The following is an 18,248-nucleotide window of genomic DNA, read 5'->3' on the forward strand; positions in this document are numbered from 1 at the left end:
TGATGAACACTTACCAGCCAACGTTGCTCGGGTTTCTGAAAAAAGATATACTGATACTAGTAAAACATAGCGTGAAGTAACCAGATTCCTCATAGTAGCGCATTAAATAAGATTACAGCATATAAGACACGAAAGGAAACTATAAAGCGTGAAAGTTTACGGTCGCATAACGGTTTTCCCAATTATGCCCGCTCGTATAAACCGCTTGTACGAATTAGCATACAATGTGTGGTGGAGCTGGCATCCAGAGGCCCGCACTCTCTATAGCTCGCTTGACCCTGAATTATGGGAACAGGTAAGCCATAATCCTGTCCATTTCCTGAGTAAAATTCAGCCTCAAAAATTAGAGCAGGCAGCAGAAAATAACGACTATTTAACTCTTTATGATAGTGTTATCCGCGATTTTGACCATTACATTCATCCTCAACCCGAGGAAACCTGGTTCGCTACCACGTATCCCGAATTACAAGATAAAACGATCGCCTATTTCTCAGCCGAATTTGGATTACATGAGTCATTACCTATTTATTCTGGTGGCCTGGGTATCCTGTCTGGTGATCATTGTAAAGAGGCCAGCGATCTCGGTCTGCCATTTGTTGGAGTCGGCTTTCTGTATCCTCAGGGTTATTTTAGCCAGCGCGTCAATCGAGAAGGAACGCAGGAGGCTTCATACGATAAACTGCATTTCTCTGAAGCTCCGGCTGTACCCGCAGTGGGACCAGATGGCAATGAAGTGGTCATTAGCGTAGAGCTACCCGGCCGCCGTATCTATGCCAAGGTATGGAAATTGTTGGTTGGCCGCGTACCATTGTATCTGATGGATACGGATATTCCACCCAATGCTCCTGCTGACCGCGAATTGTCCGCCCGGCTCTATGGTGGCGACCACGAGATGCGCATCTCCCAGGAAATTGTGCTGGGTATTGGTGGCGTACGTGCCCTGCGTGCCCTGGGTATTTCACCAGCAGCCTGGCATCTCAACGAAGGACACGCGGCCTTCCTGAGTCTTGAACGCTGCCGTGAACTGATAGAAGCCGGCTTAAGCTTTAACGAGGCACGTGAGGTGGTCAAAGCCAATTCACTCTTCACAACCCATACGCCAGTGCCTGCCGGCAATGATGCCTTTAGTTATGAGCTAATGGACAAATACTTTAACTCCTATTGGGACAAACTAGGACTGACACGTGAGCAGTTCTTAGAGGTGGCCCGTGAAGATCATAGCTGGGGTCCAAGCTATAGCATGACTATTCTGGCCTTAAAATTAACTGGTCAACATAATGGTGTGAGCGCCCTACATGGTGATGTTTCACGCAAAATGTGGCAGTTCCTCTGGCCCGGCCTGGACAAGGATGAGGTACCGATAGGTTCCATCACAAATGGCGTCCACACGTTCTCCTGGATCGCGCCTGAACTCAATGCACTCTATGGTCGCTATCTGGATAAGGATTGGGGGCAGCATGTTGATGAACAGGATTTCTGGGATAAAAATATTCAGAATATTCCTGATATTGAGCTGTGGAAAGCGCACCATCAACGCAAAGAGGCCCTGGCAGATTATGCTACCAGGCGCTTGAAACAGCAGCATTTACGCCTGGGTGAAGGCGATCGTCAGCTGGCAGAATTTGAAGGCATGCTTAATCCAAATGCCTTGATCTTTGGTTTTGCCCGCCGCTTTGCCACCTATAAACGGGCCACACTGATTTTCCGTAATCTGGAAAAATTACGCCGCATCTTGAATAATCCTGAGCGTCCAGTACAAATTGTGTTTGCCGGCAAAGCCCATCCCGCCGATGAACCTGGTAAGGCCTTAATCGAGTATATCTATAAGATGTCGCGCAGCGAAGAGTTCAAAGGAAAAATTATTTTCCTGGAGAACTACGATATTGATATGGCACGTTACCTGGTTTCAGGCACCGATGTCTGGCTGAATAATCCGATCCGCCCCTATGAGGCCAGCGGTACCAGTGGACAAAAGGCTGCCCTCAATGGACAACCGAATTGCAGTATCCTCGATGGCTGGTGGGCTGAAGGCTTCAATGGGAAGAATGGTTGGGCCATCGGCGAGGAGCGTGAGTATCGCGATCAGGAAATCCAGGCTGAAGATGATAGCAACTCTCTTTACCATATCCTTGAAGATGAGATTATTCCGACCTTCTTCGATCAGGACAGCGAGGGCGTGCCTCATCGTTGGATCAACTATATGAAGGAAGCTATCCGCACCTGTGCCCCACAATTCAGCATGCGCCGCATGGTGAAAGATTATACGAATGTCTACTATGTCCCAGAGATGAGACAGAGTATCCGTGTGGAGCAAAATCACTATGAGCACGAACGCCAGTTGTCCGCCTGGAAGGAGCATGTGTATCCAGCCTGGTCGAAACTGGAACTGTATGTTGATGGACGGCGTGATGGTCAGCTCAGCCTGGGTGAAAGTATTGATGTCCATGCCTGGGTACGTAGCGATGAACTCAAACCAGAGGACCTCCGCGTTGAACTGGTGTATGGAGAGACCCAGGACGAACAGGCACTCCTACGCCATTCCCTACCGATGGAGTATGTCAAACGTGAAAATGACGGCTCGTATCGCTATGATATTCAGCTGAAACCTGAAGATAGCGGTAGCCTCGCCTATAATATCCGGGTCATTCCCGCGCATCCCTCGCTTACCGAGAAATACGAGCTAGGCTTGATCCGCTGGGCGTAAAAAAACATTTCACGCACATTGCGATATAAAGATCCGGGTTTCTCATATATTGAGAAACCCGGCTCTTTATGTATTTTATAGATGGAATATTTAGTGAGTATTTTCAGTAGCGACAATTGCTTTTTTATGACGATAGGTGAAGAGGTGGTGAAATGAGAAGTTATAGAACAGAACGAGAATTAAGGCAATAGCCTGCGCCAGCATAGGCATAATATGTACGGCGTGGCTAAAGAATTGCTGAATCAGGATGGTTAACAGACTACCAACCAGCGAGGTGGCATGAAAGCGTGCGCAACGTGCCAGCCAGGAACGTTCGCGGCCAGGCATGTGTCGGAAGGTGAAGTAATCGTTAGGAATAAAGTTGGAAACCAGCGAGATTTCACATGCGATGGCACCTGCAATCAGGGTACGCCAGAAATCGCCCAGGGATGTTGGAAGCAGGTATAGTGAACCGGCGAATACTGCCAGGTTAACTAGTGCGGCCGCTCCACCGAAAAAAATGTAGCTGACAAAACGTACAACCCAATCGGCCCGTCCACCGGATACATCATCAACGATATCCAATACACGATTCACGGTATCCCAGCGAGTGGGGTGATAGCTTGGGCCACGTTGCGCGGGAGTAACCTGCTCTACAATCCCTTCTACAAGTTCCTCTAAATCATTAGACGGCTCAAGAACCTCTTCTAAATTTGCTTGTACTAAAGACTGATCCATGTATTTTACTATATCTCCGTTTTTTTACTACTAGTTTTGATTAAGTGACCCCTGCTTACTTGCCAGACGAATGCCAACTGAAGATTGTCACATAGAATCCTTTGATTGGGACTATTTATTGTAAATTCTAATCCATTAAGCAATTTCTCAGGTTATTTGCCCCTTGTTTTTGCTGAGATTACTTTCAAGCATCAAAAGAAAATGTAAGAAATCTCTCTATTTAATAAAACGCGAAAATGGATGGAGCAGGCAAGTAATTAAGCGAAAGTACTAATTACCACATAGCCATCATCCCTTTTATGGATGATGGCTATGTGGTGTTATTACCTTTTTTAATCAGCACTCCCGCGTGCAGCGGGAGTGGGGGGAGGTTTGCGGGGACACCCGCACTCCGGCAGAAGGGCCTCGCCGGCCCTCCTGCACCTCCCGGCTTCTCCTTGCTTTCTTTTACACATTCAGGCAGCGGGAGTTGGGGGGAGGTTTGCGGGGACACCCGCACTCCGGCAGAAGGGCCTCGCCGGCCCTCCTGCACCTCCCGACTTCTCCTTGCTTTCTTTTGACAAAATCAGGCAGCAGAATGATGGGGGAGAAGTTATGGACAATCCACAAATTGGCTGGTGGATCTTGCCAGAACTCCTGCACCTCCCCGGCTTCTCCTTGCTTTCTTTTACAAATTCAGGCGGCAGAATGATGGGGAGGGATGATGTGGACAATCCGGTGGGTCTGACCAGCCTGTCTATATCTCCCCGGCTTCTATAGCAGGTTGTTTTTTTTCAACATCAGGCAGCGGTACCTACAAACCTGTTTTTGAACAGTGAACGGATGCTGAGGGTGGTTTCAAGTAAGGAAAAAAGATTGCCATAGGGGTCCAGGAAAACCGCCTCAACGCCATAAAGAGATCTGGTGGGTGTACTTACAAAAGTCACGCCACGTTCTGAGAGGCGAGTATAGGTCTCCTGGCAATTGTCCGTCACAAAGATGGATGCAAGCTTCTGCCCCTGGTTTTGTTTTAAGGCATTGACATATGTTTCGCCGTACAGAGGAACATCTGGTTGGGCTAACGCCAGCTCAGGTTTCTTTTGTCCGCCGGGCGCAACTGTGAGGAAGCGCAAACCTGGACCAAAGGTCATATCGCTGCGTTTTTCAAGCCCAAGTATCCGGGTATAAAATTGGAGCGCCTCTTCCTGATCATTCACCAGGATAGAGATAAGTGCGTGTGGTGAAATGAGCCTCATAGTTCCCTTGTAATCACTATCTTGATTGATGCAACAGCTACAAACCCTCACTACGATGTGTTCAAACTAGAATACTATTTATGCAAATAGTGGCGTTCATGGTGGTATTTCAATTCATATGTGGCTCGCGCTGGAGTCCTTCTATTATATAAAACATTCGTTCTAATTGCAAGTAAAAACACGCTTACCAATACTTTTTTTGTCTGGATTGTGAGTTTACTTGAAGGACTGTCAGCAAATCTTGCCCATCTCCATTGCTATTCTTTTTGTAGGTCTTTAAAGCGGTCATGTTGCAGTCTACATACGCGCAGTTGACAAAAAATTTCAACAAATAGGTGTTTGTCGTCTGTGTTTCTTTGTGATACAAAGAAGTCATATGGATAAGATTTGTCCAACCTGAAAACATACATAGATACGACCTCACATGGGGATGGAGAAACATAAACGCAATGCATATTAAAGGCTTTTTATTTGATCTGGATGGAACTCTAGCTAATACACTCCCCCTCTGTATCAAAATCTACCAACAAACATTTCAACATTTTACTGGTCGCAGGTATTCTGATGATGAGGTCACCGCCCACTTTGGACTGACTGAGGGCGGTATCTGCCAACGTGTGATACCCGAACATTGGCAGCAGGCACTGGCATACTATCATCAGGCCTATGAGCAAGCTCATGATGAATGTGCGGAACCATTTGCTGGTATTATTGAAGTATTACAACTTTTGCGCTCAAAAGGCGTGCGCATGGCGGTTGTTACTGGTAAAGGTGAACATACTGCCAATTTCACGCTCAAACGTCTGGGGATCGCTGAGTATTTTGAGTATGTGGCGGCCGGCAAAGAGGATGCTGTGATTAAAGCAACGGCGATGCGCCAGATCCTGCGCGCCTGGAAGATGGATCCACAGGAAGCCGCGTATATTGGAGATGCAGCCTCAGATGTCGAGCAATCAGCCGAGGCTGGCGTGCTGCCCCTGGCGGCTGAATGGGCGGAAACGGCAACGATCCATTTGCTCAAGGATATCCATCCCTATGCCAACTTTACTTCGGTTGAAGATTTTATGACCTGGATTACACTCAATATTGAGACTATTACCACAGACCAGAATAACAAAAGGAAAGGCTAGTACAAGCATGAAAGCTATTCAATTTTCCCACTATGGCGATCCCGATGTATTGCAAATTCAGGAGGTAGCTGATCCTACTCCTGCTCAAGACGAGGTACTCATAGAGGTAAAAGCAACCACGGTCAATCGCCTGGATCTTTTCCAGCGCGCTGGGAGCCGTCCGGTTGGCAATCTACCCTTCACACCCGGTCTGGAGGCGGCTGGTATCATTCTTCAGGATAGCAATGGCTTCAAGACTGGGGAACATGTCTTGACAACACGTGCAAGTCTGGCCCGTGGCGGCGGTGGCTATGCCAGTAAACTGGCAGTACCTGCTAAAGATCTAGCTCGAATTCCCACTGGCGTTAGCTTCGAGCAAGCTGTTGCGGCTGGCCTGGCTGCTTCAACGGCCTGGGGTGGCCTCTTTGATCTAGGTAAATTGAAAGCTGGTGAGCGAGTACTGATCTGGGCTGGCTCTAGCGGCGTTGGTTCAATCGCTGTTCAGTTAGCCGAACATGCAGGGGCCTGGGTCGCAACCACAGCCAGTTCTGAGGAACGTGCACAGGCACTCAAACAACTTGGAGCTGATCTGGTGATTAACCATCGCCAGCAAAATGTGGGAGAGCTATTACAAGAGGCGGGTGGAGCGCAACTGGTGATTGAACTTGTTAGCTCTACGTTACAAGACAGTTTGCAGGCAGCAGCGTCCGATGGAAGAATTATCCTGATTGGTAATCTGGGTGGCAAAGAGGCAACGGTAGATACACAGGCATGGCGCTTAAAACGTGTCAATGTTCTTGGCGGGGGCCAGCTACGTACGTCAGTGACGAATGAGGAAAAGTTCTTGCAGCTTATCGCGGAACATGCTATCCATCCCCTGATCGCCCGCACATTGCCGATCGAGCAAGCGGCTGAGGCACATCGTCTGCTAGATTCCGGTGACATACAGGGAAAGATCGTATTGACCCACGCTTGAGTGCTCCTGGCCTGCTAGATATATTATCCCTGATGCCCATTGAAAAACATCAACAGACTTAGCCAACTGGACTAGACATACGCTAGCATCTAAGAGTAGACTGGTCCCAGAAGATTGGATACGCAAGGAGATTTTATATGCCAAGTCAAGTTAGCAGTGAGCAAATTCTCTTTACCCGCGGGGTCCCTGCAGCCGAAGCATTACCCAACAAACTTCTCAGTGAATGTATGCAAGCGGCCCTTGATGGTCCTGATGGTAAGGTTATCCTGCAATATGGACATAATGGCGGCTACCTGCCTCTGCGCACGCTGATTAGTGAGCAATATGCAGTCTCACCAGATCAGGTGCTGGTCGGGAATGGTTCGCTACACCTGCAAGATATTTTTGCTGGCTTCTTACTGAAACCAGGAGATGTGGTTTTTGTTGAGCAGCCCAGCTATGATCGGGCGATTAAAACATTTCGACGCCGTGGCGCCAAAGTCGTAGGTATTCCCCTGGATCTGGATGGAATAAACCTGACGGCATTAGAGCAGGCGATTGCGCAGCAAAAGCCGGTCTTTATGTATGTGATCCCTGACTTTCAAAATCCAGCCGGAGTCACCACTTCAGCGGAGAAACGCCAGGCACTGGTGGATCTGGCGGAGCGCTATGACTTCTGGTTGATTGAGGATGTGCCCTATCGTACACTGCGCTATGCTGGGGAGTCGCTGCCATTGTTACGCGACCTGAATGCAGAGCGCGTAGTGACAGTAAGTTCATACAGTAAATTGATCAGTCCAGGTTTGCGCGTCGGTTATTTGATTGGCCCAACCGCACTCGTCAAACAACTGACCAAACTGGCCGAAGAAACCATCCTGGCTCCCGTCTTGCCGACGCAGGCTGCCGTAGTCGAGTTCCACCGCCGTGGCTATTACGCATCGAATCTAGAAGATTTGAAACGGCTCTATGCTCCTAGACTACAGGCAATTGTCCAGGCACTCAAGACTTCGCTACCCGGTGTGCCATTCGCAGAACCCGAGGGCGGCTTCTTTGTCAGTGTGACCCTCCCCACCGATTTCAATACGACCAATCTATTGGCGCGTGCCAAACAAAGTGGACTGCTCTTAACCGATGGACGCGACTTTTTCGCCGATCCATATACGGCAAATGAAGATCCTCAACAGGGCGAAAGATTCGTGCGTCTCCCATTCTGTGCATTAACGCCAGAACAGATTCAGGAGGGCGTTAAACGCCTCTCAACACTTGTCCAGTCCTAGGAGAATAGAGCGCCAGACAACAGGCTTCTAGCAGCCTCAAAAGAGGGAATAGACAGGTGGTGTGCATATAATCGATGTGGGTCGAGTTGAACTCGACCCACATCGATTATTATCAGATGACGCAACACAATGGCCCTTACGGCTTCACACCAGTCTCACTGCTAACGTCATTTTTGATAAAGATGCCCATATCATAGCTACCATCGGTACTGCCGAAGGCTTTACGCTGCCACCACCAGTTCCAGACGTTATTCACCGCACGTCCCAGATCAAACTTTGCTCCTGACGGCGGATTGTCACCATAGCTTAGCCACAACCAGGGACCAACTCCAACATAAGCCTGAGGCTCACAGGGATTGCCCGCAGAGGGTTTACAGGCAGGAGGCATATAGCCTTGATCCCATTGGGTACGCAAGCGGTACTGATGGAACTGATAGCCATCACGGTACTGATATTGCATATTGGCCATTTTATCTCCACTGGAAATAATCACAGGGAGATTCTGAGCTGTAGATGAACAACCATCAGGGAAATTGAAGCAAACATTTTTATAGTCGCGTAGATACCAGGCAAATGGCCAGGTGGCATCATCAACCAACCCGATGGGGAGCTGATGGCTGCCCTTATAGAGCTTCTTGTCCAATGCATCGACTTTGTCCATCACAGTATTGATATCTGTAGAGGTCTGGACATAGATCATCATTTCATGTGGAGCGTCCGCGTAGTGAACAAAGGTGACCTGGAACATATTCTGTAGGGTTGGAATCAAGAGCACGAAGGCCAGCGCCACGGTTGCAATCGAGACATAGAGCTGATTGCGACGACGTGGAGATGATGGCGCAGCTCCGGCCAGAGCAGGATTTACACCTGTGCCGGGTATACCATCCGGCTCGATACTCTTTTCTTCTGTGATTGGTTGGCTCGCACGCGCCTGCCAGCGATTTTTAAGCACTTGCAGCAGTACCAGCACAGCAGGCTCAAGGGCTACAGCAGCCAGCAACATCAGCGGCATGGTCATATGGATCATCAACCAGGGCATCTTTTCACCGGCCCAGGTGTAGATAAAGACATTACCAACAAACCAGTAGACCAGGAAGAGGCGGAAACGCGTCGGACGCAGCAAACAACGTACAATACCAACCAGTCCGAAAACGACCCCGATCTGCTCGTACAGAGGAATCAACATGAAGTAGTAGTACCAGGGCTGACCACCACGGGCCACCTGCTGCTGCTGCAACCAGTAGTATAATCCCTGCCAGATACCATCTCCGATACCAGCCGGCAAATTCGTGAAGAGCACCGTGAACAGGACAACAAAAAGGAACCAGCTACAGACCAGCGCAAAAAACCAGTGGGTCCAGGGCATGGTCAAGATGGTATCGAGTACCGGCTGTTTTCGAGGATTTATGCGTAGCGCCAGACCACGGCGTCCTTGCTGCGTATAACCTTTTAACTCAAGGAACAACAAGATGCCAATGACCACTGCCAGCGCGATACCCAGCCATGGCAAGGTACTTATCGTCACCCTTTTCAGGTTGCCCACAAAAATATCCGCTGTATGCGTGTTGGCCGTCGAGCTAGTGATGAAGATAGATAATTCTTTTAACTTGCCGAAGAAAATTTTGGCTATAATCCCCAGTATGCCAAAATAGACCAGGGTCAGCACAGGTGCCCAGGTCGCAGGCATATATTTTTTCCAGCCTTCTGACACACCATTACCCAGATTGAAGGGTATGCGTACTCCCAGTTCCCAGATGATCAATGCCCCCAGGAAGCTGCCGAAAATGGCAATAGACAGGAATGTGGCTTCTTTCGTGGCATAAGATAGGGTGAAGGCCAGACCAGCAATTAATAGCCACCAGGCCTGACGATCTCGTATATAGCGGGCAACCGCCACAATCATCAGTAAGGTAAAGAAGGCCATATAGATATCTTCACGAGCAAAGCGTGAGTAATAGACCATGCTTGGTGAGACAGCCAGGAGGAAACAGCCCAGCCAGGCGCCTACACGGCCAATATAGTCTCGCAAGAAGTAAGGTAAGCCAACCAGGGCTGTACCCAGGGTAGCCGCCGCGATACGCACGGTAGTCGTATTTATACCATGATCAGGTACTTGAAGCAGCTGACAAATCTTATAGATAAATGCGATGATATGAAATTGAAATGGTCCATGGGTTAATGGATCGTAACGATAACATGAAGTTGCCGCCGTTTGCGCACAGGTAAGCCAATTCTCCATGTTATTATGCATCAGTACCAGGGAAAAATAAGCATGCAAGCTTTCATCATGATGCAACGGTTTATCACCAAGACCCCAGAAGCGCAGAAGCGCTCCCAGTATCACCACACCCCAAAAAGCGATACCGGTCCAGAGTTGATCCCGCGTTGGTGGCCAGAAATGGCGGGGCGCCACTGGTTCTCCATCTTCTTCAGGTAGATCCTCTTCCTGTGGAGCAGCCAGATCAATCTCTTCATCCTGTACCATGGTAGGCTCAGCAGGCTCCTCTGCGGCGGCCGGAACATGGTCAATGGTGGTGATATCATTATCACCACCATTGCTTACATTTTCTTCAGAAACCAGACCATCAGGAGCATCAATCTCTTCCTTTGGTTTGTTTTCATAGCTCTTCAATGCGTTCTCCCCCTATGGACTTACTCCTAAATCACTGCGCATAAAAAATCCCATATCAGTTGCTCCGGCATCGTTACCAAAGGGCTTGCGTGTCCACCACCAGTCCCATATGCGTGTAGACGCCAGAACAGGATCAAATTGTGCATTCTCAGGAGGCGTATCCCCATAACTTAACCAGAGCAGAGGGCCAACCCCACCCCAGGTTGGTTCTCCATGGCAGGAGTGCGCAGCGCTGGGGACACATGGTCTGGGTTTATATCCCTCATCCCACCAGCTACGTAGATGGTAGCGGTGAAATAAATAGCTAGATGTTTTACTGCTACTGTAACCAGGCGAATTATGCGTCTGATTCTTATCCAGATTATCGCCACCTGTCAGGATTACTTCAGGATTTGCGTTAGCACAACTTGTAGGGAAACCATAACAGACATTTGGGTAATCACGCAAGTACCAATAAAATGGCCAGGATACCTCTGACATCACACCAATATTGATTTTATGTTGGCCGTGATACTTTTCTTTATCGACTTGATCGATTTTCCGCATGACCGTATGCACATCCATTGTGCTCTGCACATAAATCATCATTTCATGTGGGCCATCTGCATAATGTACGAACGTGACCTGAAACATGTTCTGTAATGTCAAAAACAGTAGCCCTAGAGTGACGAGTACTCCCAGGATGGTGCCAACTACGGGCCGCTTCCCTCTATTTGATTGTACCCTATTTTCTACACTTTTTGCATATTCATACCCATTATTTATTAATAGGTGAACTCTAGCAACTAATGGTTCTAATCCAATCGCGGCCAGGAGTAACATTGGCATGGCCATATGAATCATCAACCAGGGCATTTTTTCGCCGGCCCAGGTATAAATACCAAGCGTCCCAACAAACCAGTAGACCAGGAAGAGACGGAAACGATCAGGATAGAGCAAACAACGCATCAGACCCGCAAGCCCAAAGACAAGTCCGATCTGCTCATACAATGGAATCAGTATAAGGTAATAATACCAGGGTTGACTACCACGAGCTACTTGCTGCTGTTGTAACCAGTAATAAAGTCCCTGCCAGATACCATCGCCAACCCCTCCAGATAGATTAGTAAAGATGACGGAGAATAACAGCACAAAGATAAACGCGCCAAGCACCAGAGCACTAAACCAATGGGAAACACGCATGGTCACTATGGCATTTAAAACTGGTTGTGTGGCTGGATGAATGTGGCTTGTCCAGCGCTTCCTGACGGGCCTGTCAGTTTTTTTCAAGCGGCTTGAACCCCAATGCGCTACCACAAAACAGACTATGACCAGCCCGATCCAGGGCAAAATGGCAACGGTATGGGCTTTCAAGTCCTGTACGACAACACCTGAGGTGGCTGTGTTTGCATTAATATAGGTCGAGAGTTCTTTCATCCAGTTAAAAAACCATCTGGCCAATGGAGCACTGATTAGGAGCAAACTCACAATACTCAAAGAGGCTGCCGTTCGCGGAGCATATAATCCCAGAGCCGTATCAGGCTTAAAGCGTGAGCGCACAGGAATCCTGGCTCCGATCTCCCAGGCGACCAGACCAATCAAAAAGCTGCCAAAGACGGCGATACTTAAAAAAGTTGCCTCCTTAGTTGCATATGAGAGTACAAAGGCCGCAGTACCAATCAAGAGCCAGCGCCCCCGACGGCTGCGCACATAGCGACCAGCCGATACCACAAGGAGTAAGGTAAAGCAGGCCATATAGATATCCTCACGGGCAAAGCGCGAGAAGTAAACCATACATGGCGAAATAGCTAGTAAGAAACAGGCAAGCAGGGCGACACGACGGCCACCCAGATAATCACGGATAAAGTAGGGCAAACCAACAATAACCGAACCCAGACTGGCGGCAGCAATACGCAGAGAAACAGCATTCACACCATGCTCAGGCACACCAAACCACTGACACAACTGATAAACCAGTGCGATAATATGAAATTGAAAAGGACCGTGTAAAAGAGGATCGTAATGATAGCAGGGCGTCTTAGGATCAAAACATCCACGCCACTGCTGTAAATTGTGCAGTAACTGCAATGAGAAATAAGCATGCAAGCTTTCATCGTGGTGTAGCGGCTTTATATCCAACCGCCAGAAACGTAACAGGGCTCCCAGCAATATAATAACCAGAAACGGCAGCCACTGTAGCCACTGATCACGCGTTGGCCAATTCAGACTGAGCAATCGTCTTTGTCTCTTCTCCAGGTCCATAGTAGCTACGCCACTCACCTGCTCCACAACCTCTACCGCATTCTGCGTACTCTTGTGCATATCCATCAGTCTACCCTTCCCTCCTATCTTTCCACCCATCAAAGAGCGTTGCGGGGATTTCCCCTATGCCACCTTATAAATTGTAACTCCGTGAGCCTGATATACTATTGCCATAAATTTTCCAAAGCGCTGCAGATCAGCATCGGGATACGTTTTATGTTCGAAAGAGCCCACATAAATATACTGTGCGTTATAGCGTTGCATTGTCGCCAATACTTCACCCGGATCTCGATGAGTATAGATTTTATCAACATCTACACTACGTCTACCGAAATCCGCTCTATTGGCAGGATCATTAGCCCAGTTGATGCGCCATTGCACTTCATGTCCTGGCCAATTGATCAGCGTGGGCAGTCCCGTAAAGACAGACACTCGTCCAGCATATCCATAATCCTGGCCGCTAGCTTCCACAATGACTGGATCGCCCGAGACGTGGGCGTTCAACCAGCGAATTGCCTCATAATCAGTTGAGGTATCATAAATACACTCGGGTACCTGGCAGTGAGCCAGATAAGCCATGCCATCCAGGGTCCTGGTATTCATCAGGAATGGCCTGGGATGGGTACTATCTACCCGCTGATAACGCGTAAAGGAGGCCAGTAATGGATAGACCATACTTGCCAGTATCAGTAGCGCAAGTATACTCCCCCAGACCCCAACCACACCACGCCGTATCCAGCGCGCCTTCTGTGTGCTCACTTGCAGATAGCGCAAGTTATCAAGGATAAAGTAGAGTCCCGCTCCGGAACAGATCGAGAGCAGCGCCCACGCTTGAAAGTAAAATTTAAACACCGTATTCATGCGCTGGGCCGTTCCATCTGAAAACACATCCTTTAAGAAAAAGATTTCACAACCAGCAATAATGGTAAAAGCAACGGCTCCAAGCAGTAATGTATACGCATAGGCCCGGTTTTCTAGCTGATAAAACAACAGGCTTACACTCAGCAATGCCAGGGCCAGAGCAGCCACACAGGTCGTGTAGTATGGGAAAAGATACAAAACAACCAGGCAGCCCACCAGGAATAAAGCCAGACTCGACCAGAAAATGCGTAAGCGCCTCCATTTCAAGCGCTGGGCGGTCACAATTTTTTCTGCCTCTACATGATCCTCTACTTCAGCTACAGCAACGCGTACAGAGGCTCCTTCCGCCTGATACTCAGCATAGACTGGTGAAGCAGGTTCAATATGCTGACCGACAGCAAACAAAGGCGTCCGAGGAACGTCAACAATGAAGGGAATCTGGCTATCCGAAGTAGAGGCGGTTGGAGATGGATGACGCAAGGGACGATGCAAGGCACTGCTCACCAGGAGTGAGAGAAAAATGAATATGAATAGTCCATATATCAGCATTTCACCGCTGATGGAGGAATGATAGTTGGATGATGCAATGCCGATACCCTGCGAGGGGGAGATAAAATTAAGGTAGAAGGGCAGGTAAAGCACGTAAGAGAGCACCACCAGGCTGATAGCGACCAGGCCGCCATTGAGCAAGGTGGACAATCTCAGCCAGGGCTGATGCGCCAACCCCTGTTGGATGCCAATGGCTACCAGCGTCAATCCCATATACGTCGGATAGTCCCAGCCATTCATGATAAACAAGCCACCAATCACAATCGCGGTGACCAACAGATTGAGATATCTAAGCCAGCCAGTACCAAAGAGTGCGAATCCTTTGCCAGATGGCTCCAGGAAACAGTTCAAGGCCAACCCGATACACAAAATAGTAAAAGCCAGGGTCAGGACATGGGCGTGAAAACATGATAAGAGAAAGCTGAAGGCCGGAAACTCATTGATGGTTCCGTCAATGACACGTGAAGGCCCAAACCAGTCAAAAATGAAACCAGGCTCCGCATGATGCGTCCACCATTGTTGAGTGGCGGCCAGATTCCCCAACACCAGAGCAATCAAGATACTAAGCAGACCATAGGGGAATGCCAGTTCCAGATAACTTTTCTCATCAGGAGTTTGATCTTCAATACGCTGGCGATGCTGACAGCTACTGGCTACGATATTGCACGTCACCCCAAACAAATTAATAGCCGTCAGGCCATAGAAAAAACAGATGCCTGTATTAAAAGCAACCGATGGGGATTGATTGAGCAATTTAGCCAGCGTGGCCAGTGTATAGTGGGCATAATAATAATAATTGATACTATGCCCTGCCAACCACATATCATTGGGAGGAAAATGCGGACTGCGCATAATACTGGCAACAAAGCCTTCATCCATAAACATTTCAAAATTATGAATATCGGGCCGCAAAGCGCGTAAACTTCCTAAAAGTAGCATCATGCCCAGAAAAATCACCTCGCAACTCACGACATACCCTAAATGGCGTCGAGCCTGCTGTAAAATTTCTCGCCATAGCAACATAAAGGCAAAGCCACTACAGGCAGCCAGAATCAAGAAAATTCCAATAACAAAAAGCTGGCTATAGGGTAAGGAAGGCAGGTATATCAACGGGAACCAGACACAAAAAGCCAGGATAATAACACCCAGGGCCTTGCTAAAAGCCCAGCCTCGATCTGGAAGGTTGCGAAAAACGGTAAAAGTGAGCGGCAAGCACAGAAGACCCAACACTTCCACCAACATCCACATCTGCAATAGTTCGCTCATAGCTTCTCTCTTAACATCACTCTAGTAGTTCAAAAATACCTTATTCAGATATATGATACACCGCATAACAAACCCATTATTTGCGGTGATAGCCAATTTTTGGCCTGGCACAGCAAAGAGCACACATAGATATAAATATGCAAGCGAAAGATCGAAAAGAGCCAAAGGAGAAAAGTACTACTTCAGAGGTAGTTGCAAACCATCTAGTAGCTTGCTTCGCAATTGTTCAACCGTGTATGGATAGTGGCTATCACGTACAAAGATATGGGCCGTTGGATGATCAAAGACCGAATAGCTTTCGTCAGCATCACTATCATCAAGCACAATTCCAAACAGATGAGGTGGATTTTTAATCGTAGTGGCTAGATGGAATCCGAGTTGACCACTATACAATAACTGGTAGTAACGCGTGGTCAGCGGGTAACGCGCTGGTGAACGTGGAATCGATTTGTCCAGTCGATCAGTGGGCATGGTAATTGCATTAATAGTTGGTAACAGCTTAGCCAGTTGACTAGCCTTGGCTTGCGTATCCTCGCCATACAGATCCAGTCCTGTAGCTGACTGGCCACTGGCATCCGTATATGTAGCCTGGACATAGTCAGATGGTTCGTGAGAACCAACCTTCACTGGCAGGGCATCATCCCATTGCTCATAGGTAAGGACACTCCCCTTTGGCACATGCTGATAAATCCAATTGGATGCCTGAATGCGTGTATTTGGCTGACTGTAGACATTCAGCAAGGCCAGGCCTTGAAAGAGAGTGCCACCAACCACGCACACTAGTAGCAGGACCTGCAAACATGGCTTAATCCAATCAACGCGGAGCAGATAATTTTGTTCACCTCGGCGTATCTTCATCAGCAGAATGATCAAGAAAGCAGCCGCGACTATAGCGAGAAAAGGATAGATAGGCAGCAGATAGCGCATAAATTTTACATAGAAGCTACCAACGATCCCCCCATATACCAGGATCCAGACCATGACTATGAGCCAGGGACTAAAGGGATGGCGCCACAAATAATAGAGTAGCCAGAGGCAACCTACCAGGGCGCTACAACCTGCAGTGATACCCATTCCCCACAGAATAAGGTTTTTCCCTTGATAGAGAAAAGGCAACGTGCCCGCGAATTGCCGCACATAGGGCAGGTCTAGCGAGCCTCGTGCCAGATTTCCTTGCTCGGAGACCTGTTGGATAAAATTTGGCATATCTAGCAACGCATAAGGCTGGGTAATCACAAATGTAAAAAGGATCAGGATCGCTGCCCAGAGCAGATCCAGTGAGATACCGAAAAAATCTTTCCGCTGACGCCAGCGTAACCAGGCCGCCAGCAAGAGTGGGATCGCAAGTGGGGCCGCGCTAAACTTGGTAGCCATGGCCAATCCATAGGAGATGCCAGCCAGTGCAGCCCATAAGAAGGATCTCTGGCTATTTATCCACAAAACACAGGCTAGAAGTGTTGAAACAACAAAAAAGGCCAATAAGGTATCGACAGCATAGAAGTGTGCTAATTGCAGATGGAGTGGCATAAACGCCATCAAGATAGTGGCGATTAAGGCCACATTCCAACGTTGATTTTGTAGCTCCTTGGTATGTCTGGCCAACACGCCAGCCAGGCAGCCTGTGAGGAGCACGGTGCCTGTATCAAATGAGGCAGATACGACACGACCAACGAGCGTCAGGGCTTGAAAACTGTTAGGATCATGCAGATTATATTTGAGCAGGTAACCAAGCGCTGCCAGCAAATAAATAGGAAAAGATCCATACGCGAAAAATTGTGGATTAAGCGGTGATTGGGCTGGATTGAGAAACTGGTCCATGCTTTTCGGCCAGGATAATGCAGTGACATGAAAAAGAAGCTGTCTCTCATCGGGATGAAAACTATTCCCGGCATCCCAATTTACTCCATAGAGGCGTAACACGCAGGCCAGAATAACCAGGCTCACTATCCCCCAGAACTGCCAGCGAACGAACAGTTGCTTCACACGCTTCCTCTCTTGCATTGCGTTCTCATGGATGACGATTCCCATGATCAACAGCGGACATCAACGCATCAACAGTATAGGGTTTACCTGGCGGGTGGTCAAGAGGTTCTATTACAATTGTTGGCAATTCTTTCCTCTCGTGAGACGGCTGCAGGTATTTTAATATGTGCGCGCTGTCTTAATAGGGTACTTGATACTTTTTAGGTGGGAGATTTTATGCAACGCATACATAATACAACACTCAAGCAGTTGGATGGCTCAGCATTCTCGTTCGCGCCCCCAGGACCAGAACGCCACAACTCGTTGCTCATCGATACAGTAGAACTTTTTAGTCCGCGCTATGCACCCAATGCTTATATCCTACACCTGCAAGATCCAGCTAACACCATCGCCATTCATGAATGCCAACAACTGACCGCCCTGGGTATCCAGCCACTATCTATAAATGATCTTCCTGATATTCTTCTCTATCAAGCCAGGAAACAAGTTCTCTATTGTATTGATGTCTGCACCCTGCATGGAGTTATCTCCAATCGCCGTAAACAAATCCTCGAACATGCCATGGAAGACAGCCCTCTGCGACGCATCTATATCAGTGCATGTTACGATCTTTTAGACTATAAGCAATCCCTGGATCAGATTGCCTGGGGAAGTTATATCTGGTTGGCCCATATGCCAGAACACACAATTTTTCACTGGTAGTTGATTGCATTGATTAT

12 protein-coding genes are annotated in these 18,248 nt (G+C 48.3%); 6 read left to right on the plus strand and 6 right to left on the minus strand.

Going from position 1 to position 18,248, the window contains the following annotated elements:
• Positions 1 to 184: 184 nt before the first annotated feature.
• Positions 185 to 2,704: an alpha-glucan family phosphorylase gene (gene glgP / locus EL633_RS04285; RefSeq protein WP_161982330.1), complete on the plus strand. Its 2,520-nt coding sequence runs from the start codon at positions 185 to 187 to the stop codon at positions 2,702 to 2,704.
• Positions 2,705 to 2,794: 90 nt separating this feature from the next.
• Here the strand turns inward: glgP and EL633_RS04290 are convergent, their stop codons facing one another.
• Positions 2,795 to 3,421: a GtrA family protein gene (locus EL633_RS04290; RefSeq protein ID WP_126626008.1), complete on the minus strand. Its 627-nt coding sequence runs from the start codon at positions 3,419 to 3,421 to the stop codon at positions 2,795 to 2,797.
• Positions 3,422 to 4,015: 594 nt separating this feature from the next.
• Here EL633_RS04290 and EL633_RS36475 point away from each other — a divergent pair.
• Positions 4,016 to 4,180 carry a hypothetical protein gene (locus EL633_RS36475; RefSeq protein ID WP_161981930.1) on the plus strand — a complete coding sequence of 55 codons (165 nt, stop codon included), beginning with the start codon at positions 4,016 to 4,018 and terminating at the stop codon, positions 4,178 to 4,180.
• Positions 4,181 to 4,200: 20 nt separating this feature from the next.
• Here EL633_RS36475 and EL633_RS04295 read toward each other — a convergent pair whose 3' ends face one another.
• A complete protein-coding gene (locus tag EL633_RS04295) occupies positions 4,201 to 4,656 on the minus strand; it encodes a VOC family protein (RefSeq protein WP_126626009.1) in 456 nt (151 codons plus the stop codon).
• Positions 4,657 to 5,105: 449 nt separating this feature from the next.
• Here EL633_RS04295 and EL633_RS04300 point away from each other — a divergent pair, with 449 nt between their 5' ends.
• From EL633_RS04300 to EL633_RS04310, 3 genes are all read left to right on the plus strand, one after another.
• Positions 5,106 to 5,786, plus strand: coding sequence for an HAD family hydrolase (locus EL633_RS04300; protein ID WP_126626010.1), 681 nt, complete (start codon positions 5,106 to 5,108; stop codon positions 5,784 to 5,786).
• A 7-nt stretch (positions 5,787 to 5,793) separates the two neighbouring features.
• Positions 5,794 to 6,741 (plus strand): quinone oxidoreductase family protein, encoded by a 948-nt coding sequence (locus EL633_RS04305; protein WP_126626011.1) that lies wholly within the window; start codon positions 5,794 to 5,796, stop codon positions 6,739 to 6,741.
• A 137-nt stretch (positions 6,742 to 6,878) separates the two neighbouring features.
• A complete protein-coding gene (locus EL633_RS04310; RefSeq protein WP_126626012.1) occupies positions 6,879 to 7,997 on the plus strand; it encodes an aminotransferase-like domain-containing protein in 1,119 nt (372 codons plus the stop codon).
• A 136-nt stretch (positions 7,998 to 8,133) separates the two neighbouring features.
• Here the strand turns inward: EL633_RS04310 and EL633_RS04315 are convergent, their stop codons facing one another.
• The 4 genes from EL633_RS04315 to EL633_RS04330 all read right to left on the minus strand — a co-directional run bounded on the left by EL633_RS04315 (position 8,134) and on the right by EL633_RS04330 (position 17,529).
• On the minus strand, positions 8,134 to 10,629 hold the full coding sequence (locus EL633_RS04315) for a flippase activity-associated protein Agl23 (protein ID WP_126626013.1): 2,496 nt from the start codon (positions 10,627 to 10,629) through the stop codon (positions 8,134 to 8,136).
• Between the two features lie 12 nt (positions 10,630 to 10,641).
• A complete protein-coding gene (locus tag EL633_RS04320) occupies positions 10,642 to 12,936 on the minus strand; it encodes a flippase activity-associated protein Agl23 (RefSeq protein WP_161981931.1) in 2,295 nt (764 codons plus the stop codon).
• A gap of 57 nt (positions 12,937 to 12,993) precedes the next feature.
• Complete coding sequence (locus EL633_RS04325; RefSeq protein ID WP_126626015.1) at positions 12,994 to 15,546, minus strand: DUF2298 domain-containing protein; 2,553 nt, start codon at positions 15,544 to 15,546, stop codon at positions 12,994 to 12,996.
• A 177-nt stretch (positions 15,547 to 15,723) separates the two neighbouring features.
• The gene (locus tag EL633_RS04330) at positions 15,724 to 17,529 is read right to left on the minus strand and encodes an ArnT family glycosyltransferase (protein WP_161981932.1); all 1,806 of its coding nucleotides are present in this window, start codon (positions 17,527 to 17,529) and stop codon (positions 15,724 to 15,726) included.
• Between the two features lie 216 nt (positions 17,530 to 17,745).
• Here EL633_RS04330 and EL633_RS04335 point away from each other — a divergent pair, with 216 nt between their 5' ends.
• Positions 17,746 to 18,231, plus strand: a complete 486-nt coding sequence (locus EL633_RS04335; RefSeq protein WP_126626017.1) for a BsuBI/PstI family type II restriction endonuclease — start codon at positions 17,746 to 17,748, stop codon at positions 18,229 to 18,231.
• Positions 18,232 to 18,248: the final 17 nt, after the last annotated feature.

Origin of the sequence: Dictyobacter alpinus (genome assembly GCF_003967575.1) — a bacterium.
In the GTDB taxonomy this organism is placed as follows: Bacteria; Chloroflexota; Ktedonobacteria; order Ktedonobacterales; family Ktedonobacteraceae; genus Dictyobacter; species Dictyobacter alpinus.